The 23,368-nt window shown below is 68.7% G+C and carries 18 protein-coding genes; 3 read left to right on the top strand and 15 right to left on the bottom strand.

The genetic code is table 11. From position 1 onward, the window contains the following. Position 1: 1 nt before the first annotated feature. The 8 genes from GZH52_RS06285 to GZH52_RS06250 form a co-directional block, all read right to left on the bottom strand. Positions 2-2,668, bottom strand: coding sequence for a nitrate reductase (locus GZH52_RS06285; protein WP_203525639.1), 2,667 nt, complete (start codon positions 2,666-2,668; stop codon positions 2-4). 13 nt (positions 2,669-2,681) lie between these two features. After that, positions 2,682-3,008: a nitrite reductase small subunit NirD gene (gene nirD / locus GZH52_RS06280; protein ID WP_163315633.1), complete on the bottom strand. Its 327-nt coding sequence runs from the start codon at positions 3,006-3,008 to the stop codon at positions 2,682-2,684. Positions 3,009-3,033: 25 nt separating this feature from the next. After that, a complete protein-coding gene (nirB, locus tag GZH52_RS06275) occupies positions 3,034-5,466 on the bottom strand; it encodes a nitrite reductase large subunit NirB (RefSeq protein WP_163315632.1) in 2,433 nt (810 codons plus the stop codon). 215 nt (positions 5,467-5,681) lie between these two features. Continuing rightward, a complete protein-coding gene (locus GZH52_RS06270) occupies positions 5,682-7,196 on the bottom strand; it encodes a helicase HerA-like domain-containing protein (protein ID WP_432417432.1) in 1,515 nt (504 codons plus the stop codon). 63 nt (positions 7,197-7,259) lie between these two features. After that, positions 7,260-7,835 (bottom strand): ANTAR domain-containing response regulator, encoded by a 576-nt coding sequence (locus GZH52_RS06265; RefSeq protein WP_163315630.1) that lies wholly within the window; start codon positions 7,833-7,835, stop codon positions 7,260-7,262. Between the two features lie 70 nt (positions 7,836-7,905). Continuing rightward, complete coding sequence (locus GZH52_RS06260) at positions 7,906-8,700, bottom strand: ABC transporter ATP-binding protein (RefSeq protein WP_163315629.1); 795 nt, start codon at positions 8,698-8,700, stop codon at positions 7,906-7,908. 1 nt (position 8,701) lies between these two features. Further along, positions 8,702-9,574, bottom strand: coding sequence for a nitrate ABC transporter permease (gene ntrB, locus GZH52_RS06255; RefSeq protein ID WP_163315628.1), 873 nt, complete (start codon positions 9,572-9,574; stop codon positions 8,702-8,704). A gap of 10 nt (positions 9,575-9,584) precedes the next feature. Further along, complete coding sequence (locus GZH52_RS06250; RefSeq protein ID WP_163315627.1) at positions 9,585-10,835, bottom strand: CmpA/NrtA family ABC transporter substrate-binding protein; 1,251 nt, start codon at positions 10,833-10,835, stop codon at positions 9,585-9,587. Between the two features lie 280 nt (positions 10,836-11,115). On the opposite strand from GZH52_RS06250, the gene GZH52_RS06245 reads away from it, so the two are divergent. Both GZH52_RS06245 and GZH52_RS06240 read left to right on the top strand, forming a co-directional pair. Next, complete coding sequence (locus GZH52_RS06245) at positions 11,116-12,015, top strand: esterase/lipase family protein (protein WP_163315626.1); 900 nt, start codon at positions 11,116-11,118, stop codon at positions 12,013-12,015. Position 12,016: 1 nt separating this feature from the next. Next, complete coding sequence (locus tag GZH52_RS06240; RefSeq protein ID WP_163315625.1) at positions 12,017-12,511, top strand: GAF domain-containing protein; 495 nt, start codon at positions 12,017-12,019, stop codon at positions 12,509-12,511. A 64-nt stretch (positions 12,512-12,575) separates the two neighbouring features. On the opposite strand, the gene GZH52_RS06235 is transcribed toward GZH52_RS06240, so the two are convergent. The 7 genes from GZH52_RS06235 to GZH52_RS06205 form a co-directional block, all read right to left on the bottom strand. Further along, positions 12,576-14,042: an SLC13 family permease gene (locus tag GZH52_RS06235; RefSeq protein WP_163315624.1), complete on the bottom strand. Its 1,467-nt coding sequence runs from the start codon at positions 14,040-14,042 to the stop codon at positions 12,576-12,578. 114 nt (positions 14,043-14,156) lie between these two features. Continuing rightward, positions 14,157-15,476, bottom strand: a complete 1,320-nt coding sequence (locus GZH52_RS06230; RefSeq protein ID WP_163315623.1) for an NCS2 family permease — start codon at positions 15,474-15,476, stop codon at positions 14,157-14,159. Continuing rightward, a complete protein-coding gene (locus tag GZH52_RS06225) occupies positions 15,473-16,603 on the bottom strand; it encodes an adenosine deaminase family protein (RefSeq protein ID WP_163315622.1) in 1,131 nt (376 codons plus the stop codon). The genes GZH52_RS06230 and GZH52_RS06225 overlap by 4 nt, the downstream gene beginning before the upstream one ends. A 76-nt stretch (positions 16,604-16,679) precedes the next feature. Then, positions 16,680-17,606 (bottom strand): LysR family transcriptional regulator, encoded by a 927-nt coding sequence (locus GZH52_RS06220; RefSeq protein ID WP_163315621.1) that lies wholly within the window; start codon positions 17,604-17,606, stop codon positions 16,680-16,682. 3 nt (positions 17,607-17,609) lie between these two features. Continuing rightward, positions 17,610-19,073, bottom strand: a complete 1,464-nt coding sequence (locus GZH52_RS06215; RefSeq protein WP_163315620.1) for a DNA recombination protein RmuC — start codon at positions 19,071-19,073, stop codon at positions 17,610-17,612. 9 nt (positions 19,074-19,082) lie between these two features. Continuing rightward, positions 19,083-20,765: a single-stranded-DNA-specific exonuclease RecJ gene (gene recJ / locus GZH52_RS06210; protein ID WP_163315619.1), complete on the bottom strand. Its 1,683-nt coding sequence runs from the start codon at positions 20,763-20,765 to the stop codon at positions 19,083-19,085. Then, positions 20,756-21,772 carry a hypothetical protein gene (locus GZH52_RS06205; RefSeq protein WP_163315618.1) on the bottom strand — a complete coding sequence of 339 codons (1,017 nt, stop codon included), beginning with the start codon at positions 21,770-21,772 and terminating at the stop codon, positions 20,756-20,758. Before GZH52_RS06205 ends, recJ begins: the two co-directional genes overlap by 10 nt. Positions 21,773-22,020: 248 nt before the next feature. Here GZH52_RS06205 and GZH52_RS06200 point away from each other — a divergent pair, with 248 nt between their 5' ends. After that, positions 22,021-23,361 (top strand): M23 family metallopeptidase, encoded by a 1,341-nt coding sequence (locus GZH52_RS06200; RefSeq protein ID WP_163315617.1) that lies wholly within the window; start codon positions 22,021-22,023, stop codon positions 23,359-23,361. The last annotated feature ends 7 nt before the right edge of the window (positions 23,362-23,368 follow it).

Here is a 23,368-nt window from a genome sequence, read left to right as displayed (position 1 = left end):
CTTACGCGGCACACACCCTGTTCAGCCGCCCGATGATCTCCGGCACGCACGAGCCGCAGCCGGTGCCGCAACCCAGTTCCTTTTTGAGGCCCGTCAGGTCGGCGCCGCGGCGGATCGCCGCGTCGATCGCGGCCTCGCGCACCCCCTCGCACGCACACACCACGCGTGAACGCGAGCCCGGCGCAGCACCGAACAGCGCCGCCGCGCTTTGCGGTGCTGCGCCGCCGTCGGCCCAGCCACGCAGCGCGTCGCGCGCGCGGGTGTCGCCGCACAACAGCCAGGCGCGCGGCCGCCCCGCATCCAGAGAAACCCGGCGCAGCACGCCGCGCGCGGCGTCGTCCAGCGCAAGGTCGGCGCCGACCCCGCCGAAGTCCCGGGCAAGGTCGGCTAGCAGCGCCGCGTCGGGCGTCGCCTTTGCCGCCACGCGCAGCCACACCCCGCCGCCGGCGTCGGCGACCGCCATCAGTTGCGCGAAGGGGAATGCCTCGAGCCAGTGCGCAAGACGCCCTCGCAAAAAGGGCGCGTCGCCGGCGACAAAGGCCTCGGCCTGCCAGGCAAGGTTCGCCGGCGCCACCGCGACGGCGGCGTGCTTGAGTTCGGGCTGGCGCGACAGCGGGTCGAGCGCGCCGTTCATCAGCACGTTGACGCCGTCGCCCGCCATCCACGCGCGTCCCCAGTGCATGGGCACGAAGGCGTGGCCGGCGCGCACCGCCTCGTCGGCGGTCACCGGCAGCACCAGTTCACCGCGGCGCGAGCGCACGCGGGCGAGCGCGCCGGGCGCAAGCCTGAGGCGTTCGAGGTCGGTAGGGTTCATGGCGAGCGCGGGTGCCTCGACGTGGCGCAGCAGGGGCACCGCCAGGGAGGTGCGCCCCGCGGTATGCCACTGGTCGCGCAGCCGGCCGCTGGTCAGGCGCAGCGGAAAATGCGCGTTCACCACGTCGGCTACCGGCACATAGGCCGGCGCGGCAAAGCGCGCACGGCCGCTCCCGGTCGCGAACACGCCGTCCGTATAGAGGCGCACCTGCCCCGCCCCCTGCCGGAACGGCCACTGCTGCGGGCCTTGCGCGTCTAGCAGCGCGTAGCTGAGTGCCGAATAGTCGAGGTCGCGCCCGGCGGTCAGCGCCGCGTGTCCGGCGAAAATGTCGGCCGGCCCCGTGTAATCGAACAGGTGCGCACGCTCGGGCGCGATGCGCGCGGCGAGCCGCGTGCCGACGGCGCAGGCGAGCTGCCAGTCCGCCTGCGCGTCGCCCGGCGGCGGCAAGGCTGCTCGCACCCGCGAGACGCGCCGCTCGCTGTTGGTCAGCGTGCCGTCTTTCTCCGGCCAGGTCGCCGCCGGCAGCACGATGTCGGCGAAAGCAAGGGTGTCGGTGCCGGCGAACGCCTCGGAGACGATCACCAGCTCCGCCTTTTGAAGCGCCGCGCGCACCTTCGCCTGCTCGGGCAGGCTGGCCGCCGGGTTGGTCGCCGCGATCCACACCGCCTTCACGCGGCCGGTCCCCACCGCGTCGAAGAGTTCGACCGCGGTCAGCCCCGTACCCGCGGGCAGCGCGTCGACGCCCCACGCGGCGGCGACTTCGGCGCGGTGCTGCGCGTTGTCCGGGTCGCGGTGTCCGGGCAGCAGCGTCGCCATCGCGCCGGCTTCGCGTCCGCCCATTGCGTTGGGCTGGCCGGTCAGCGAGAAGGGGCCGGCGCCGGGCTTGCCGATGTGGCCGCAGGCCAGATGCAGGTTGATCAGCGCACGGTTCTTGTCGACGCCGGCGGCCGACTGGTTGAGCCCCATGGTGTAGAGCGACAGCGCCGCGCCCGCCTCGCCGAACCAGCGCGCGGCCTTGACGATGTCGGCCGCGGCCACCCCGCACACGCCGGCGGCGACCTCGGGGGTGAATTCGCGCACCCGCGCCTTGGCCTCCGGATAGCCTTCGCAGTGCCGCTCGACATACGCGTCGTCGACGAGGCCGTCCCATACCAGCTGGTTCAGCATCGCGTGAAACAGCACGACGTCGGTACCCGGCGCGATGGCCAGGTGCAGGTCGGCCAATTCCGCGCTATCGGTGCGCCTGGGATCGATGACGATCACCTTCATGCCGGGGCGGCGCGCCTTCGCCTCTTCCAGGCGCCTGAACAGTACCGGGTGCGCGTAGGCCGGGTTGGCACCGGCGATCAGCACGCAGTCAGCAGCGTCCAGGTCCTCGTAGCTGCAGGGCGGCGCGTCGGCGCCGAACGACGCCTTGTAAGCCGACACCGCGCTCGACATGCAAAGCCGGGAATTGCTGTCGATATGGCGGGTGCCGACCAGACCACGCGCCAGACGGTTGAACACCACGTAGTCTTCGGTCAGCAACTGGCCCGAGAGGTAAAACGCCACCGCGTCCGGCCCATCGCGCCTGATGATGTCAGCGAGCCGGTCCGCGGCCGCATCGAGCGCAGTTTCCAGCGGCACGGCGGCAAGCGCCGCGCCGCGATCGCAACGCAGCTGCGCCGACAGCACCCGCGCCTCGTCGCGCCGCACGGTCAGCCCGAGGGTGCGCCCCTTGCTGCACAGGCGGCCGAAGTTGGCCGGGTGGGCAGCGTCCCCCTCCACCGCGGCAAGCTGCCCGTCCTTCACCGTGAGGTTGACCCCGCAGCCGGTGCCGCAGTAGCAGCACACCGACTTGACGGTCCTATCCATCCCGACGCCTTCGCTAGCCATGGCGGCGGCCCAGCCTGACGTAAACGTCGCCTGCCTCGACGCGCACCGGCAGGTGACCGGCGCAGCCGATGTCCGGCGCGCGTGCGTTGCCGGTATCCAGCTCAATCGTCCAGTTGTGCAGCGGGCAGGTGACGGTCTTGCCGTGCACCAGGCCTTGCGAGAGCGGGCCGCCCTTGTGCGGGCAACGGTCACGCAGCGCGAACACCTCGTCGGCCGCGGTGCGGAACACCGCGATGTCGACCTCCCCCGCCTGCCGGAGCACGCGCGCGCCCTGCGCCGGAATTTCCCCTACCGTACACACCCTGATCCAGTCGTTCATTTGCTTGATCTCCTGTTGCGCCGGCCTATACCGCCAGCGTTTCGAACTGGCGGCGCTTGTTCGCGTCGGCAATCTGCGCCTGCCAAGGGTCGGACTCGAAGCCCAGCGCGAACTTGAGCCGCGCGTAGAGCGCCGCGCGTGCCTCGCCATCGTCCAGTACCCGCGCCTTCACGTGGTCCAGACCGACCCGTGTGAGGTAGTGCACGGTGCGCTCCAGATAAAACGCCTCCTCCCGGTAAAGCTGCAGGAAGGCGCCGGTCACCTCGAGCACTTCGTCGGACGTGGCCACCTTGCAAAGGAACTGCGCGACCTCGGTCTTGATGCCGCCGTTGCCGCCGACGTAGATTTCCCAGCCCGAGTCGACCGCGATCACGCCGACGTCCTTGATGCCGGACTCGGCACAGTTGCGCGGACAGCCGGACACCGCGAGCTTGACCTTGGCCGGGCTCCACATGCCGAACAGGTCTTTCTCCAGCGCGATGCCCATCGCGGTCGAATCCTGCGTGCCGAAGCGGCAGAACGCGCTGCCCACGCAGGTCTTCACCGTGCGCAGGCTCTTGCCGTAGGCGTGGCCGGACGGCATCGCCAGGTCCTGCCAGATCGCGGGCAGGTCTTCTTTCTTCACGCCCAGAAGATCAATACGCTGGCCGCCGGTCACCTTGACCAATGGCACCTGGTACTTGTCGGCCGCGTCGGCGATGCGGCGCAGCTCGTCGGCGGTGGTGACGCCGCCCCACATGCGCGGCACCACCGAATAGGTGCCGTCCTTCTGGATGTTGGCGTGCGCGCGCTCGTTGATCAGCCGCGCCTGCGCATCGTCCTTCGCCTCGCCCGGCCAGGTCGAGATCAGGTAGTAGTTGAGCGCCGGGCGGCAGCTTGCGCAGCCGTCGGGAGCGCGCCACTCAAGCACCCGCATTGCCTCGGGAATGCTGGTGAGGTGGCGGTCGCGGATTGCCTGGCGCAACTGGGCGTGGTTGAGCGCGGTGCAGCCGCATACAGGCTTCTCGCCCTTGGGCGTCACGTCCGCCGCGCCGCCCACCGTGTTGATCAGCACCTGCTCGACCAGCGCCGTGCACGAACCGCATGAACTGGCCGCCTTGGTGTGCTGCTTGATCGCGTCGACGGTAAACAGGCCCTTGTCGCGGATCGCCGCCACGATGGTGCCCTTGCACACGCCGTTGCAGCCGCAGATCTCGGCGGAGTCCGGCAGCGACGCCGCACGGTTCTCGCCGCCGTGGCCGACATCCCCCAGCGCCGACTCGCCGAACACCAGCGCGTCGCGGATCTCGTGCACCGGTTTGCCCTCGCGGATCAGGCGGAAGTACCACGCACCGTCGGCGGTGTCGCCGTACAGGCAGGCGCCGACCAGGCGCTCGCCGCGGATCACCAGCTTCTTGTAGACGCCGCCGATCGGGTCGGACAGGGTGATCGCCTCGGTGCCCTCGCCGCCCATGAAGTCGCCGGCGGAGAAGAGGTCGATGCCGGTCACCTTGAGCTTGGTCGAGGTCACGCTGCCCAGGTAGCGGCCGATGCCGTGGCCGGCCAGATGGTTGGCCGCGACTTTCGCCTGTTCGAACAGTGGCGCGACCAGGCCGTAGGCGACGCCGCGGTGGCTCGCGCACTCGCCGACCGCGTAGATGCGCGGGTCGAAGGTCTGCAGGGTGTCGTCGACCGTGACGCCGCGGTGGCAATAGAGGCCGGCCTGCTCGGCAAGCTCGGTGTTCGGGCGGATGCCGGCGGCCATCACCACCAGGTCGGCGGCGATCTCGGTGCCGTTGTCGAGGCGCAGCGCGCGCACGCGGCCCGTCTCGTCGCCCAGCAAGGCCGACGTCTGCGCCGACAAGGCGAACGCGATGCCGCGCGCTTCCAGCGCGGCCCTGAGCAGCCCGCCTGCCTGCGCGTCGAGCTGACGCTCCATCAGCCACGGCGCGAGGTGCACCACCGTCACTTGCATGCCGCGGGCGGCCAGCCCGTTGGCCGCCTCCAGCCCCAACAGGCCGCCGCCGATCACCACCGCGTGGCGGTGGCTGGCTGCGGCGTCAAGCATCGTGCAGACGTCGTGGTAGTCACGGTAGGCGACGACGCCCGCAAGGTCCTTGCCCGGCACCGGCAGCACGAAGGCGTTGGAGCCGGTCGCGAGCAGCAGGCGGTCGTACGGTGCTTCCAGGCCGCCCTCGGTGCGTACCACGCGGCGCGCACGGTCAATTTCGGTCACCCTGGCGTTCAGGTGCAGCGTGATACCGTTCTCGGCGTACCACGCCGGGTCGTTGAGGATGATGTCGTCGAAGGCCTGCTCGCCGGAGAGGACCGGCGAGAGCAGGATGCGGTTGTAGTTGCCCCACGGCTCGGCGCCGAATACCGTGATGTCGTAAGCGTCGGGCGCGAGCTTCAGCAGCTCCTCCAGCGTACGCACCCCGGCCATGCCGTTGCCGACCATGACGAGTTTCTTGCGGCCCATCGTGTTCTCCTTGCCTGACAGGCAGAATGAAAAAAGGGTCCGCCGGCGCCTTGCGCCAGCGGACCCCGTTGTCCTTGCGATGGCCCGTACCGCCGTTGGCGCGCGCCCCTGCCCATCCTTAGCAACTGCCGTGCCAGCCGCTCACCCCCTGTTAGGCCGGCCCGGCCTGTCCGATCTCCCGCTGCAGCGCACCAAGGCGGTGCCCCTGCACCCTTTTAACGCCGCCGGCCGAGCAAGGAGCCCAGAATGCCGCGTACCAGCTCGCGCCCGACGCTGGAGCCGGCTGCGCGGGCAACGCTCTTGGCGGCCGACTCGAGTACGCCCTCATGGCGTCCGCCGCGCGGCCCGCGGCTGCCGAACAGGATGCCCGACAGGGTGGCGGCGAGCCCTCCGCCCTCACCTTCGGCCTCGGGCGTCTCCGCAGCGGCGCCGTTCGGCGCAGCAGCGGCGGCCGCGCCAAAGCCAGCGGCGAGCTTCTCGTAGGCGGATTCACGGTCGAGCGCCGTGTCGTAGCGGCTCGCCATGCCGGATGCGCGCGCCAGCGCCGCGCGTTCGTCGCTGCTTAAGGGGTCCATCCGGCAGCCGGGCGGATAGACCCACGCGCGCTCGACGACGGACGGCGCGCCGTCTGCCTGCAGGAAGGACACCAGTGCCTCGCCGACGGCGAGCTCGGCGATGGCCTGTTCGGCGTCGAACGCCGGGTTCGCGCGCAGCGTTTCGGCGGCGACGCGCAGCGCTTTCTGGTCGCGCGGGCTGTACGCGCGCAGCGCGTGCTGCACGCGGTTGCCGAGCTGGCCGAGCACGGTTTCGGGGATGTCGAGCGGGTTCTGGCTGACGAAGTAGACGCCGACGCCCTTCGAGCGCACCAGGCGCACGATCAGCTCGACCTTGTCGACAAGCGCCGGTGGCGCGTCGTCGAACAAGAGGTGCGCCTCGTCGAAGAAGAACACCAGCCCCGGCGCGTCGGCGTCGCCGATTTCGGGCAGGGTCTCGTAGAGTTCGGCCAGCAGCCACAAGAGAAAAGTCGCGTAGACGCGCGGCGAGCGGATCAGCCGCTCGGCGGCGAGCACGTTGACGACGCCGTGCCCTACCGCGTCGCGGCGCATCAGGTCACGGATGTCCAGCATCGGCTCGCCGAAGAAGGCGTCGCCGCCTTCTTCTTCCAGCGCGAGCAAGGCGCGCTGGATCGCGCCGACCGACGCCGCGTTCGCGTTGCCGTATTGCGCCGCGTAGTCCTTCGCGTGCCCGGCCACGTGCGCGAGCATCGCGCGCAAATCCTTCAGGTCCATGAGCAACAAGCCGTTGTCGTCGGCGATGCGGAACACCATCTGCAGAAGGTCGCGCTGCAGGTCGTTGAGCCCCATCAGCCGCGCGAGCAGCAAGGACCCCATGTCGGACACCGTCGCGCGCAAGGGGTGGCCCAGTTCGCCGAACACGTCCCAGCACACCACGGGGCACGCGGCCATCTCGGGCAGCGCCATCCCCAGCTTTTCACAACGGGCAGCGAGCTTGTCGCCGGCCTCGCCCGCGGCGCCCAGGCCCGCGAGGTCGCCCTTGACGTCGGAGACGAACACCGGGGTGCCGATGCGGGAAAACGCCTCGGCCATGCGCATCAGCGTGACCGTCTTGCCGGTGCCGGTCGCACCGGTGATCAGGCCGTGGCGGTTGGCCAGGGCCGGCAACAGTTCAAGGTCTCTATCGGATGCGCGGGCGATGCGCAGCGGGGTAATGCTCATGGCAGCTCCTTCAGGCAGAAATAACCATCCTGATTGAGCGTAGATGTCGCCCGCCCGCTAGGCGAGCCAGCCGGCCGCCTCGACCATCGCCTGCGCGACCTCGCCGATGCGCTTTTGCTCGCGCATCGCCTGCGTGCGCAAGAGGCGGAACGCCTCGTCTTCGTCGAGGTTTTTCAGCCGCATCAACAGGCCCTTGGCCTTGTCGACCCATTGGCGCTCGGCAAGCCTGGCGCGACTCTTGGCCAGCTCGTCTTTGAGCGTACGCTCCACCTCGAAGCGCTCGGCGGCGACCGCGAGCACGTTCTCGACCCGCGCACCGTCGACGCTGCCGACCACATAGGCCGACACCCCGGCGCGGATCGCGGAGCGCAGGCTTTCGCGCCGGCCGTCGTCGGTAAACATCACCACCGGCCGCCCGCCGTGTTCGCTGGCCACGCAGACCGCTTCCAGCGTGTCGCGCGAGGGGGCGTCGGTGTCGATCAGCACCATGTCCGGGCGCAGCGCGTCGAGCACCCGCGCAAGGTCCGCGCACGCCTCTATCTCGCCGATCACGCGCACGCCGGCCGCGCCCAGCGCGTCCCTGAGCAGCCGGGTGCGGCCCTCGCCGTCGTTGACGAGCAGAATTTTGAGCATGGTGAATCCTCCTCTGCCTGCCAAAGCAAACGCAGTGCCCGGAAACGGGCACGGCGGCGTGGTTGCCGGCTTACGCGGCTTCAGGCCGTGCGTGGCGGCGGTACAGGAAGTCGAGCACTTCGGCGCGAAGGCGCTGGTACTCGGGGTCGGCCGCGAGCGCGAGGCGGTCGCGAGGACGCGCAAGCGGCACCTCGAGGATGTCGCCGATGGTCGCCGCCGGGCCGTTGCTCATCATCACGATGCGGTCGGACAGCAGCACCGCCTCGTCGACGTCGTGGGTGACCATCACCACCGTGCTGCCGGTGTTCGCGACGATGCCCATCAGCTCGTCCTGCAGATGGGCGCGCGTCAGCGCGTCCAGCGCGCCGAAGGGTTCGTCCAGCAGCAGCACCTTGGGTGCCATCGCCAGTGCCCGCGCGATGCCGACCCGCTGCTTCATGCCGCCGGACACCTCGTGCGGGTGCTTGTCGCGGGCGTGGCTGAGGCCGACCAGCGCGAGCGCCGCGTCGGTGCGTTCGGCCAGTTGCGCGAGCGTCTCGCGCGCACCGAACACCCGCTCGACCGCCAGGTGCACGTTGCCCCAGCAGGAGAGCCACGGCAGCAGGCTGTGGTTCTGGAACACTACCGCGCGGTCAGGCCCTGGGCCCGCGATCTCGCGCCCATTGGCGAGCGCGATGCCGTCGGTCGGCAGCAGCAGGCCGGCGATCAGGTTGAGCACGGTCGACTTGCCGCAACCGGAGTGGCCGATCAGCGAGACGAACTCGCCGCGGGCGATGGTCAGGTTCACGTCCTTGAGCGCGACAAAGCGCCCCTTCTTGCCGTCAAAGTGCATGCCGACCTGGTCTAGCTCGACGTAACGTTCCATTTCAGTGTTCCTCCCCGAAGCTTGCCTTGCGTGCGAGCCAGACCAGCGCCTGCTCGAGCATGAGGCCGACGATGCCGACGACGAAAATCGCGATGATGATGTGTTCGACGTTCAGGTTGTTCCACTCGTCCCACACCCAGAAGCCGAGGCCGACGCCGCCGGTCAGCATCTCGGCGGCGACGATCACCAGCCACGCGACGCCGACGGCGAGGCGCACGCCGGTGAGCATGGCCGGCAGCGCCGCGGGCAGCAGGATGACCGTGAACACCTTCCATTCGGACAGGCGCAGCACCCGCGCGACGTTCAGGTAGTCCTGCGGCACCGCGCGCACGCCAGCCGCGGTGTTGAGGATCATCGGCCAGATGCTGGAGATGAAGATCACCCAGATCGACGCGGGCCCCGCCGCCTTGAACACCAAAAGGCCGATCGGCAACCACGCCAGGGGCGACACCGGACGCAGCAGGCTGATCACCGGCGCGCTCATGCGGGCCAGAAAGTCGAAGCGGCCGATCATGAAGCCCAGCGGGATGCCGACAAGCGCGGCGAGGCCGAAGCCCGCGCCGACCCGGCCCAGCGACATCAGCACGTTCCAGCCTATGCCCTGGTCGTTGGGGCCGTTCTGGTAGAAGGGGTCGGCGAACAGCAGCACGGCGGCCCGCCAGGTACTGACAGGCCCAGGCAGGCTGCCGCCGCTGCCCTGCGCGACCAGCACCCACAAAAGCAGAAAAGCGACGATGCCGAGCGCGGGCGGCACCAGCGTGCGCGTCACGGCGACAAAGGGCGAGCGCAGCGGCTCCAGGAGTGCCGGCAGCGGCAAGCTACGCCTAGCCGCCTTGCCCCTTGCCACGCGGATGTCCAGGGTCTTGCTCATCATGGTCTACCCCCTACGCCTTGATCTTGAAGCTGGCCGCGTACGCCGCCGGGTTCTTGCCGTCCCACACCACACCGTCGATCAGCTTCGATGCGCGCATCTCGGACTTGGGCACCGGCACGCCGGCGAGCTTCGCCGCATCGCGGTAGACGGCCAGCTGGTTGATCTGGCGGGCGACGCCCAGGTAGTCCGGGTCGGCCTTGATCAGGCCCCAGCGCTTGTGCTGGGTCAAAAACCACATGCCGTCGGACAGGTAGGGGAAGTTGACCTTGCCGCCGTCGAAGAACTTCATGGGCTTCGCGTCCTGCCACTTACGCCCGAGCCCGTCTTCGTAGGCGCCGGTAAAGCGCCCCTCGATCACCGGCGCCGGAGCGTTCACATAGGCCTTGTCGGCGATCATGCGCGCCACCGCCGGGCGGTTTTTCGGCTCGTCGATATAGCGTGACGCCTCAAGCAGCGCGGCGACCAGCGCGCGCGCGGTGTTCGGGTTCTGCCTGACCCAGTCGCCGGTGGTGCCGAGCACCTTTTCCGGGTGATCCGGCCACACCTGCTGAGTGGTGGCGACGGTAAAGCCGATGTTGTCGGCGATCGCGCGCGCGTTCCACGGCTCGCCCACGCAGTAGCCGTCCATATTGTCGACGCGCATATTGGCGACCATCTGCGGCGGCGGCACCACGATGGTTTTCACTTCGCGCATGGGGTCGATGCCCTGCGCGGCCAGCCAGTAGTAGAGCCACATCGCGTGGGTGCCAGTCGGGAAGGTCTGCGCGAAGGTGTACTCGCGCGGCTCGGCCTTGACGAGTTTGGCCAGCGTCGCGCCGCTGGTCACGCCCTTGTCCTTGAGCTGCTTGGAGAGGGTGATGCCCTGCCCGTTCTGGTTGAGCGTCATCAGCACGGCCATGTCCTTCTTCTGCCCGCCGATGCCCAGGTGCACGCCGTAAACCAGCCCGTACAGGGCGTGCGACGCGTCGAGTTCGCCGTTGACCAGTTTGTCGCGCACCGCGGCCCAGCTCGCCTCCTTGGAGGGGACGATGGTGATGCCGTACTTCTTGTCGAAGCCCATCTTCGAGGCGACAATCACCGACGCGCAGTCGGTCAGCGGGATGAAGCCGACTTTCACCTCGGTCTTCTCGGGTTTCAACGCTGCCGCCTGCGCGACGCCCGGCAGCGTTGGCGCCAGCACCGCACCCAGCACCGCAACGGCGCCCCTGAGGAAGTCGCGGCGCGCGCCGCCCGTGTTGCCTGCCTTGTCGTCCATGCCCATCGTGTGCCTCCTTCGTCTAACCATGAAAAAGGCGTCCGCCGGCGCAGGCCCTGGGAGGCTCACGCCGACGGACGCCGTTGTCCGCCTGGAAACCCGCCGCCGTTGGCGGGCCTTGCCCCATCCTTAGCAAGTGGCGTGCCAAGCAGCGCAAGGCGCATGGATGCAGGTCTACGGGCATGCCAGCACACCGGCCCGATCCATTGATGCACCGCACAAGTGCAAGGCGTGCACCCAAGGCGCCAACTTGACGCGCCGTGGCGTTTGCCGCGAAGCTTCCGCCATGACGATGCCTGTGCTGCTACGCGCGCTGATCGCGCTGGAACTTCTCTTCTGGACCAATATCGGCCACGGCATGCTGGGGCACGCCTGGCCTGATGCTTTCGGTTTCGCACTCGCCGCCGTGCTCGCCGTACGCGCCCTGCAACAGGCGTTTATCTGGGGCTTCTCGCGCGCGCACGCGTCCAGCGCGCCGCCACTGGGCGCTTGGGCCTGGCTGAAGATGCTGGGTGCCGAATTCGCTGCGTATCTCGCGTGCTTTGTCGTGTTGCTGCCGCTGGAAGGCTTATGGATGCGGCCGGACAGGCTGCGCCCGGCGCGCCAGGTGGTGCTGCTGGTGCACGGCTACGGCTGCAGCCGCGGCGTGTGGTGGTGGTGGCGCCGCCGCCTGGAGGCCGCCGGCCATATAGTGGCCACCGTCAGCCTGAACCCGCCGTGGGCGGATATCGACGCGCTGGCCGGCGTACTGGCTGCCCGCATCCGCGAGGTGCAGGCCGCGACCGGCGCTCAAGAAGTGCTGCTGATCGGCCACAGCATGGGTGGGCTGGTGTCGCGCACCTACCTGAAGCAATACCCGCACGCGCCGGTGCCGCTACTCATTACACTGGCGACGCCGCACCAGGGCAGCGCGCTCGCCCGGCTGGGCTTTGGCCACAACGCGCGGCAGATGGAACCTGCCTCGCCCTTCCTTACATCCCTTGCAGGCTGGCCGTTGCCGCCGCACGCGCTCTCGCTGCGCGCGACGCACGACGACTTCGTCTGCCCGCAGGACGGCCAGCGGCTCACCGGCATGCAGGACGTGCCCCTTACCGGCGTCGGCCACCTGGCGCTGCTGTTTTCCGGCCGTGCGCTCGCGCACGCGTGCCAGGCGCTCGCCGCCCCCCATCCACAAGAAAGAAACTGAAATGTCCACTACCTTGACCCTTACCGCCGCCGACAAGGCCGGCCGCTACCGCGAACTCTTGCCGCAACTCGCCGCCCTGATCGGGTCCGAAGAGGACGCCATCGCGGTGATGGCGAACGTATCCGCCGCGCTGAAGGAAGCCTTCGGCTGGCACTGGGTCGGCTTTTACCGGGTGGTCGGCGACACGCTGGTGCTCGGCCCCTTCCAGGGGCCGGTCGCGTGCACGCGCATCCCGCACGGGCGCGGCGTATGCGGCAGCGCGTGGGCGAAAAATGAAACGCTGGTGGTCGCCGACGTCGACGCCTTCCCCGGCCATATCGCGTGCTCGTCGCTGTCGCGCTCCGAGATCGTGGTGCCGCTCACCGACAGCGCCGGCCGCGTCGCCGCGGTGCTCGACATCGATTCGGTACATCTGGCCGACTTCGACGACACCGACCGCGCCGCGCTGGAGACGCTGATTCCGCTCTTTGCGCCCTGCCTGAGCGCGCAGGGCTGACCGCCCCAAAAAACACAAAACCCCTGCCAAATCGGCAGGGGTTTTGCTTTGAAAGGGATCCGGCTCAGGCCACCGTCCAGATCACGCCGACCAGCGCGTAACTGAGCGCCGACACGAAGACGATGCCGAACAGGTTGAGCGCGAAACCGTTGCGTATCATCGCACCGATATGCATGTGGCCGGTGCCGAACACGATGGCGTTGGGCGGCGTCGCCACCGGCATCATGAACGCGCAACTCGCCGCAATCGCCGCCGGGATCGCCAGCATCTCGGGCGGCAGCCCCTGTGCGACGGCGAGCGCGCCCAACAGCGGCAGGAAGGCGGCGGCGGTCGCGGTGTTCGACGTCACTTCGGTGAGGAAGATGATCACGCCGACGACCAACAGCACCAGCAGGATGCCCTCCAGCCCGGAGAGCGAACCCAAAGCCGTAGCGATCCACTGGGCCAGGCCCGAGCTCGAGATCACGCCGGCCAGCGACAGGCCGCCGCCGAACAGCAGCAGCACGCCCCACGGCACCTTGGCCGCGTGTTCCCAGCTCATCAGGAATACCCGTTTCTTGGCGTCGACCGGGATGCAAAAGAGCGCGAGCGCCGCCGCCATCGCGATGCTGGTGTCGTTGACCGCCGGCAGCAGCGCCTTGAGCTGCGGCTGGAACACCCAGGCGAGGCTGGTGAGCACGAACACCACGGCGACCATCTTCTCGGCACGACTCATCGGCCCCAGCGCGTCCAGTTCCCGCTGGATCAGCGACCCGGCCTTGCCGGTGTCGACCGTGAAGCCCTTGCGCGTCAGCCACCACCAGGTAAAGGCGAGCATGCCTACCGACACCGGCACGCCGATCAGCATCCACTGGCCAAAACCGATATGCACGCCGTAGCTGTCCTTGAGGAAGGCCGCCAGCAGCGCGTTGGGCGGCGTGCCGATCAAGGTGGCGATGCCGCCGACGCTCGCCGCGTACGCGATGCCCAACAGCAAGGCGGTCGCGAACGCTTCCTGCTCGTCGGTCTCCTTGTCCTGCATCAGAAGGCCGATCACCGACAGGCCGATCGGCAGCATCATGATGGTGGTCGCGGTATTGCTCACCCACATGCTGACAAAGCCGGTCGCGATCATGAAGCCGGCGACCTGGCGGCGCGGCTGGTAGCCCACCGCGCGCAGCGTCATCAGCGCGATGCGCTTGTGCAGGTTCCAGCGCTCGAGCGCGAGGCCGAGGATGAAGCCGCCGAGGAACAGGAAGATGGTCGGGTTCGCGTAGGGCGCGGACGCGCTCTTGATCGAACCCAGACCCAGTAGCGGGATGAGCAGGATGGGCAGCAAGGCGGTCGCCGGGATCGGGATCGCCTCGGTCGACCACCAGGTGGCCATCAACAGCGCGAGCCCGACGCAATGCCAGGCTTCGGCGCTCATGCCGCCCGGCGCGGGCAGCACCCAGGTCGACAACAGCAAGGCCAGACCCAGCGCGAAGCCTGCCCACGCTGTCCAGCCCATTTCCTGCTTCACTTCGGCGCGGTGGACGGAAACCACGTTCATGCGCTTCTCCTTTGCAAATGATTGTTATTGAAATCTATCTACAAAGGATAAAGTACAATCGCATTTTATTTCAAGCGTATGGGCCGTTGGGGATTCCCCCTAGTGCCCGTCCGCTCAATGCCGCGCGACGATGGAAAAGTAGTACACCATCAGCAAGGCGATCGCGTACACCGACCAGTGATCCTCGCGGTAACGGCCGGTCGCGAGCTTCATGAACGCGTACACCAGCATCGCCGCGGCGATACCGTTGCCCGCGTTGAAGCTGAAGATGCTCACCGCGACACAGACGAAGGCCGGCAGGCATTCGGTGACGTCGTCGAAGTTCACCTTGCGGATCGACGCCATCATGCCGACGCCGATATAGATCAGCACCGGCGCGGTGGCGGCGGTCGGGATCATCCCGGCCAAGGGCGCCGCGAACAGCGCGAGCGCGAAGCACAGCGCGGCAAAGATGGCAGTCAGCCCGGTGCGCCCGCCCGCCTCAACCCCGGCCGAACTCTCGACGTAGGTCGTCAACACCGGGCACGACAGCAAGGCGCCGGCGGCGGTGGCGGTCGAGTCGACGTGGAAGTTGCGGTCGATACCCGGCAGGTTGCCGTCCTTGTCGAGGTAGCCCGCCTGCGCACCGACCCCGAGCAGGGTACCCAGCGTCGAGAAGAAGTCCGGGATGAAGAACGCGAGCAGGAACGGCAGGTAGGCCGGCGACAGCGCGGAGACGAGATCGACCTGCCAGGCCAGCGCCGAGATCGACTCGGGCATGGACAGGGGCGACGCCGGCAGCCGGGTCAGCCCCATCGGCAAGGCGGCCAACGTGATCAGCGCGATGGCGAGGATGATCGCGCCGCGCACCTTGCGCACCGACAGGCCGAGCACCAGGAAGAAGCCGGCGATCGCGAGCAGGGTCGCAGGTGCGGACAAGTCGCCGAACACCAGCACGTTCTTTTTGGCGTCGGCGACGACGATGCCCGCCTGCTTGCAGCCGAGCAGCGCGATAAAGAGGCCGATGCCGACGCCGACCGACACCTTGACCCCGTGCGGGATCACCCGCACCACGAAGTCGCGCACGCCCAGGAAGGAAACCGCCATGAAGAGCAGGCCGCTGACCAGCACGATGCCGTTGGCGACCGCCAGCGGCACGCCGCCACCGAGCAGGGTGTAGGAATAGATGGCGACGCTACCCAGGCCCGGCCCCAGCACGAAGGGACGGTTGGTGTAGAGCCCCATCGCCAGCGTGGTCAGCACCGTCATCACGATCACCGCGGTCAGCGCGGCGCCAAACGGCAACCCCGCCTTGGCGAGCATGCCCGGCACCACCGCGACCATATACGCCATGGTGGTGAAGGTGGTCAGCCCGGCGATCAATTCCTGGCGCACGCTCGTGTGCTGCGCCGTCAGCGCGAAGCGCGCATCCAGTTTCTGGGCGAGCGTCGTCATGCCTCACCCCCCATCTGCCCGGCAAAGCCGGGCCGGTAACGGATGCGCCACACTTCGTCGATGTCGGGTTCAAACGCCAGGCGCGCGCGCAGCGCGTCAAAGTCGGCGAGCCAGGCATCCCCCAGCCGCGCCTTGTCAGCCTCAGGCAACCAGCTGGCGCGCACCGAAACTTCCAGCATCGCGCGCAGGCTATCGAGGTCGAAGCCGAAGTCCTCGACCAGCGTGCGGTAGCAGTTGGCGGCGTCGGTCGCGTGGATATGCCAGTCGTCGGTGGCCGGCACGATGGACAAGCCCAGTTGCCCCATCGCGCGGATCGGGTGGCGGCGCCGCCACTCGTCATGGTCGGGCCACTGCCGGTAATACCAGGTGTTCGACGGCACCACGGTAAAGGGCACGCCCTGGCTCGCGTAGCGCCCGGCAAGCTCGGGGTTGTCGACGATGGTGTAGCCGTGGTCGACGCGGTCGAGCCCGATCAGCTCGACGCCGGCCTCCACGTTGCGCCAGTGCAGGCCGAATTCGCTGCAGTGGCCGGTCAGCCTGAGGCCTGCCTCGGCCGCGAGGCGGTACGCCTTCCAGAAATGTTCGATCGGCGCCTTGTCCTCGCGGTAGTCGATGCCGACGCCGATCACATAGGGGTGGGCGAGCCGCGCGACTTCGCGCACCATCGCCACCGCGTCTTCCGGCGTCTTCTCGCGGTTGATCGACGCGATCAGCCGCACCCGCATCCCGTAGCGTGCCTCGACGCGGGCGATGGCCGCAGCGAGCGCCGCGACGACGCCCTCGGTAGGCGGCACGGTGTCGCTCGGGTTCCAGAAGAGTTCCAGGTAGCGCACCGCGCAGGCGTGCGCGTCTTCGGCGACTTCTTCGAGCACCCGCGCGTAGTCGCCTGCTTCGCGCATCAGCGCGTACAGGCACTCGAGCGCGGCGATGCCGCCCTTCGCCTCGCCGGTCTCGGCCTGGTGGGCGCGGTAGTAGCACTTGGCGTCGCGCTCGGTAAGCGGCACCGCGTACTTGCGTGCAAGGTCAAGCATGGTGGCAAGGCGCACGCCACCCAACAGGTGGTAGTGCAGTTCGACCTTGGGAATGAGCCGGTAGAAGTCGGCCAGCGACAGCGAATCGGGTTTCATGGCAACAGACGCAAATGAAAGACCCGGGCGATTGTCCGGATCGGCCGCGCGCTGTGAAATGCCGATTAGAGTCTGCCTATGCCGGATCGGCATCAGCACGCTGCGGACACCACGGCGCGAGCAGCCGCCAGTCGCCGGCGAGCCGCGCCTCGAGCGCCGTCCACATCCGCTCGGCCGCCTCGCCCTGACGCGCCGGCGAACGGTACAGCCGCACCTGATAGGGGATACGCAGGGTGTCGGGCGCGACGGCGGCCAACCGCCCCTCGGCCAAGTCGCCTGCGATCAGCGCGTCCGGCAGCCAGGCGACGCCCTCACCGCGTAATGCCATTTCGGCAAGCAACTGGCACATCGACGTCTCGAAGCGCGGCACAAGTTGCAGGCCGGCGTCGGCGTTGTGCCGTGCAATCAGGCGCGCGCCGTAGGCATCGGCGCTGTAGCGCAGGTAGGGCACGCTGCCCGCACGCGGGTCGAAACGCGGCGCGCCGGCGGCGTCCGGCACCGACACCAAGAGGAAATGGCCGTCACCCAACGCAAGGTTACGGTAAGGCGGCGCCATCAACGCCAAAAGCTCGAAGCCGAGCAAAAAATCGATGCGCCCTTCGAGCAGCGCCTCGGCTGCCTCGTCGACCCGCATCACCTCGACCGCCGTTCGGCAACCGTCCGCCCCCGCCTGCAACAGGTCGAGCAGCAGGCGCGACGCCAGCGCGTGCGGTGCGGCGACGCGGATGGGCGTGGCAAGCGCGCCCTCTTCGCCGCGGATCCGCTCGAGCCCGTCGTCCAGTTGCGCAAGCAGGCCGCGCGCGAGCGCGTGAAACTGGCAGCCGGCGTCGGTCAGCGTCACCGGCGTGGTGCCGCGTTCGATCAGCGGCGCGCCGACCGCCGCCTCGAGCGCCTGGATGCGCCGGCCGAACGCGGGTTGGGTGACATGCCGGCGCGCCGCCGCGCGCGAGAAATGCCGCTCTTCGGCGAGCGCGACAAAGTCGAGCAGCCACTTGGTGTCCACCGCTTAGCCCTCGGGCGCGCCGTCGGGGTCCAGGCTCTCCGGCAGCAGGTGTGCGGGCAACTGGCGGCTCGCCTTGACGCCCATCAGGCGCAGGTTCTCGGCGCGCGACATCAGGTTGCCGCGGCCATCCTTCAACTGGCGCATCGCCTGCGCGTGGCTGTCGCGCGCGGTGTCGAGCTGGCGGCCGACCTTCTCCAGCGTCTCGGCGAAGCCGGCGAACTTGTCGTACAACAGGCCGCCCTGGCGCGCGATCTCCTGCGCGTTGCGGTTCTGGTGCTCGTAGCGCCAGATGCTCTCAACGGTGCGCAAGGTGGCCAGCAGCGTCGACGGGCCGACAATCATGATGCGCCGCTCGAAGGCCTCGCTAAACAGCGACATGTCGTGCTGCACGGCCAACAGGTAGGCGGGCTCGACCGGCACGAACATGAACACGAAGTCCAGCGTCTTGAGCTGGTAGAGGTCCTGGTAGCGCTTCTCCGACAGCGTGCGGATATGGGTGCGCAAGGCGCCGATATGCGCGGCGAGCTCGCGCGCGCGCTCGGCCTCGTCGCTCGCTGCCGTGTAGCGCACGTAAGCGTTCAGCGACACCTTGGCGTCGACCACCAGCTGCTTGCCCTCGGGCAGGTCGATCACCACGTCCGGCTGGTAACGCTTGACGCCCTCGCCGGTGTCGACGGTGTCGGCCACCTGCACGCGGTACTCGCGGTCGCGCGTGAGGCCCGACGCCTCGAGCACCTTCTCCAGCACCATCTCGCCCCAGGTGCCCTGCGCCTTGTTGTTGGCGCCGGTCAGCGCGCGGGTGAGCGCCAGCGCGTCCTCGCCCAGACGCGCGTTCATCGCGGTCAGCCGCTTGAGCTCGTTCTCCAGCGTCAGCCGCTCCTTGCTGTCCTTGTCGTAGGTGTCCTGCACCAGACGGCCGAATTCGCCGAGCCGCTCGGAGAGCGGGCCCAGCAGCAGGCCGACCTGCTCGCGGTTGTGCTCGGTGAAGCGCTGCGTCTTCTCTTCCAGGATTTCGCCGGCCAACGCGCGGAACTGGTCGGAAAGTTCGGCGCGCGCCGACGCGAGCATCGCGAGCTTCTCCTCGTGGTGTGCCGCCTGCGCCACGAGCTGGCTGTCCAGGCTGGCGGCACGGCTGCGCTCGGCACTCAACTCGGCTTCAAGCTGCGCGAGCCGCGCCTCCAGCTCGGGCACCCGCGCGGCGCGCGCGCCGTAGGCGCCGAGTTTCTGCTGCGCGTCGGCAAGCAGCGCGCGCATTTCGTCGCAGCGCCGCTCCTGGGCGGCCGCCCGCTCGCGCGCCTCGGCCAACTGGCCGGTTAGCGCATCGAGCCGCCCCTCGAGCGCGGCCACCGCCAGCCGCCCCTCGTCCTGCCCCTGGCGGAAGGCCTGCGCGGCGCGGCCGCGCAACCACAACACCGCCGCGCCGCCGCCGGCAAGCACACCGCCGACCAGCGCGATCAGCCACTCCATATTTGCCCCTTACAGCACATGGTCGATATACACCTGCAATTCCTTGCGGCCCTGCCATTCGTTGGCGGCCAGGTGGTAGACCGCGTCCACCGTCTCCGGCAGCCATTCGCCGCGGTTGAAGAACATGCCGTCGAATTCGGCGTCGCCCTGCATCAGCCTGAGCTTCAGGTGCTTGCCGCCGACCACCCGCTGGCTGACCACGTAAAAGCGCCCCTGGAAGGTCGGTGCCGGGAAACCCTGCCCCCACACCATCGCGCCCAGTTGCTCGGCAAAGGAAAGCACCATGCAGTCGGCCGGCAACGCGCCGTCGGTCTCGATCAGCCGCTCGAGGGTGTCGGGCGTCAGCAGTTCTCGGCCGACCGCCTCGAAGGCGCGGCAGAAGTCGTCGAAGGCGTCGGCGTTAATGGTGAGCCCGGCCGCCATCGCGTGGCCGCCGAACTTGACGATGACCCCGGGGTGGCGCTTGGCGACCAGGTCGAGCGCGTCGCGCAAGTGAAAGCCCGCGATCGAGCGGCCGGAACCCTTGATTTGCCCGTCGTCGCCCGGCGCGAACACGATGGTCGGCCGGTGAAAACGCTCCTTCAGCCGCGAGGCGACGATGCCGACCACGCCCTGGTGCCAGTCGTCGTGGAACAGCGCGAGCGTGTAGCGCCCCTCGGCGTCGACCAGCGCCAAATCGGCCAGCGCCTCCTCCTGCATGCCCGCCTCGATATTGCGCCGCTCGCGGTTGAGGCGGTCAAGCTCGCTCGCCAGCGTCGTGGCGGTTTCCTCGTCGCGGGACAACAGGCAGGCGATGCCGAGGCTCATGTCGTCCAGCCGCCCGGCGGCGTTCAGGCGCGGCCCCAGCGTGAAACCCAGGTCAAAGGTGTTGGCCTTCTTCGCGTCGCGCGCGGCGACGCGGAACAAGGCGGCGACCCCGGGCGACATCCTGCCCGCACGCATGCGGCGCAGGCCGTGCTCAACCAGGATGCGGTTGTTGCGGTCAAGCTTCACCACGTCGGCGACGGTGCCCAGCGCGACCAGGTCCAAGAGTTCGGCAAGGTTCGGTCCCTTGCCGTCGGCAAACGCGCCCGTCTCGCGCATGTGCGCACGCAACGCCAGCAGCACGTAGAACATCACGCCGACGCCAGCCAGGTTCTTCGACGGGAACGGGCAGTCGCCCTGGTTGGGGTTGACGATCAGCGCGTCGGGCAGGCTGTCGCCCGGCAGGTGATGGTCGGTGACCAGCACTTCGATGCCGCGTGCGCGCGCTGCCTTCACGCCGTCGACACTGGCGATGCCGTTGTCGACGGTGACGATCACGTCGGGCGCGAGGCTGGCGGCCAGTTCGACGATCTGCGGCGACAGGCCGTAGCCGTACTCGAAACGGTTGGGGACGATGTAGTCGACCACCGCGCCCATGCGCGAGAGACCCTCCACCGCCAGCGCGCACGCGGTCGCACCGTCCGCGTCGTAGTCGGCGACGACCAACAGCTTCTCGCGCCGCGCGATCGCGTCGGCAAGGCGCGCAGCCATCGCGCGGATATTTTTCAGCGACTCCCACGGCAACAGGCCGGCGAGCGGGTAGTCGACGTCGGAAGCATCGGTGACACCGCGCGCGGCGAACACCCGCGCAAGCAAGGGGTGCACACCCTGCTCGGCAAGCGCGTGCGTCGCCGCGGCCGGCGCTTCACGGGTACGGATCAAGGACATGACGCACCCCCTGTTTCGCCGACCACCGAGGCGAGCGGCCGCGCCTTGCGCCAGAAGCGCCAGCGGTCGGCCGCGCACACGGTCAGCGAGAAACCCGACTCGCCGTCGCACACAATTTCAAGCTCGGTGATCCGCCCGGCCTTCAGGGCGGCCAGCAAGGGCGCAAACCAGCCGCGCTCGAGTTCGGCGAGCGCCTCGCGGTAGCCCCACGCGTCGCGGTAGCGGGCGGGCGCGAGCAAGCGGTCGAGCCACACCAGCGCGTCCTGCCCGCCCTGCAGTACGGCGTCCGCCTCCCACGGCAAGGGCTGCACCGCCTTGGCGCAGCGCGCGAGCCACGCGTCGTCGCAATAAACCGCCCTTTCGGGCGCAGCGGCCGCTTCGGGCGCACCGCCGCCCCACAGCCACACGCTGTTGACGGTCGGCTCGCCGCGCGCCTCGCGCGCGTCGTTGACCGGATGCGTATAGAGCAGCATCTGCATCTCGCCCATGAGCTTGCTCCAACGCAGGCCTTCCGCACCGGCAGGCAACAGGCGGTTGACGTCTTCGCCCAGCGCGTCGCACAGGGCGGTGAAGCGCGCGTCGGGCAAGGCCAGCACCCTAAGCAGCCAACGCCCGGGTTCGGGCGCGTAAAATTTGAGCCCGTCCTCGCCGAACAGCTCGTTCAGCGTGGCGATCAGGCTGGCCGCCTCGGCCTGCGACAGTTTCATGATGCCCACGTCGGCAAGTTCGGCGCGGTCACGGTTCACGCGCAGGTGCACGGGGTCGGCCAGCAGCCAGTCACCGCCCGCCGCTTCAAGGCCGGCTTCGGCCGCCAGCGCGCGGGCGGGCGCTAGTGCGGCAGCGCCGAACAGGCCGGACTGCAGGGCGGACAAGGCGGCGGGCGCCGGGCAGAGCACGCCTCGGCCAAGCAGGTAAGAGAGCGCGGGTAGCGGCAAGCCGGCGAGCACTTCCTTCGCGTCGTGGCCGTCCGGCCAGATCAGGCCGGGCAGGGCCAGCGTCAACTTCATCGGTTTCAATCCGGGTGAAAATGGGGGATCAGCGCGCAAAACAAAATTCAAGGCGCGGAACCTCGGCGCACCAAATTAGTCTTGCCATCTGCATCGCTGGCGCACGCGCACCATCCCCTTGTTTTGAGTGGGATTTTATCTTTTAGCGCCGACACTTTTTTGATAGCATCGGCTTTTCGAATTTTGCCCGTTGCCGCGACAAGCCGGCGGCGGAGCCAGAGCCCCCGAGGGCACAGGACAGGCAGGACATGGATTATCGCAAACTGCAGGCCATCCCGCAAAAGATGGCCGGCTTCATCGCCAACCACAAATTCGCCTGGCTGGGCGTCGTCGCCGCGTTGCCGCTGTTTGGCGTGGTGACCACCGTCGCCGTCGCCGCAGACGAGAAAAACGCGGCCGAACAGCCGCTGCCGACCGTGCAGCAAGTCAGCGAACGCCTCGCGCTGCCCGCCTTCACGAGCACCGCGCCGGACACCACCCGCTACTGGCGCGAGGCGCAGATCCAGCGCGGCGAGACGCTGGGCCACCTGCTCAACCGCCTCGGCATCGGCGACGCCGACGCCCGGCGCTTTTTGTATTCGGGCAGCGTGCCCGCCGACGTGCTCAAGCTGCGGGCCGGTTCGACGCTGTCGGTGCAGACTAACGACAAGGGCGAACTCTTCACCCTGCGCTTTTTGAACGACGACGAGAACGGCGAACAGATTCTGGTGGTGCTGGAGAACCGCGGCGGCACCTGGCAGGCCAGCACCGACCCGCTGCCGACCGAGACCATCGCCACGGTGCGCTCGGTCGAGATCAAGGGCAGCGCCTACGGCGCGCTCGCGCAGGCCGGCGTTCCCTCCGAAGTGCGCGCGCAGCTCTCGGACATTTTCTCGGACAGCTTCGACTTCAAGTCGCTCAAACGCGGCGACCGCATCAACCTCGTGTACCAGACCATGTACTACGAAGGGATGCCGATCAGCACCGGCAACATCGACGCGGTCGAGATCGTGAAGGGCGGCGAGCGCCACAGCGCGTTCTACCATGCCTTCGACAGCGAGACCGGCGCCTATTTCGACGAAAACGGCAAGGCGCTGAAAAAGGGCTTCTCGCTGCAGGCGGTCAAGGGGGCGCGGGTCAGCTCGGGCTACGGCTTCCGCTTTCACCCCATCCTCAAGCGCATGCGCATGCACAAGGGTATCGACTACGCCGCGCCGACCGGCACGCCGATCTACGCGCCGGCCGACGGCCGTGTCGCCTCCGCCAGCCGCGACAGCGGCTACGGCAACGTGGTGCGCCTCGCGCACAGCAAGGGCATCACCACGCTGTACGCACACATGAGCCGCTTCGCGCCGGGCATGAAGGCCGGCAAGACGGTGAAGGCCGGCGATCTGATCGGCTACGTGGGCAGCACCGGCCGCTCGACCGGCCCGCACCTGCATATGGAAGTGCGCGTCGGCGGCGACACGGTCAACCCGGTCACCGTCGCGATGCCGGCCCGCGAACTGACCCGTGCCGAGAAAAGCACGTTTGCGGCCAACCAGAAGTCGCTGGAGACCCGCCTCGCGCTGTTGCGTGCGCTGCCGGTCAACGTCGCCCAGCTCGACTAGGCAAACA

Origin of the sequence: Crenobacter caeni (assembly GCF_010435965.1) — a bacterium.
Taxonomy (GTDB): domain Bacteria; phylum Pseudomonadota; class Gammaproteobacteria; order Burkholderiales; family Chromobacteriaceae; genus Craterilacuibacter; species Craterilacuibacter caeni.
Note: the sequence above shows the minus strand (reverse complement) of the source record. Positions and strands in the feature narration are given on the sequence as shown.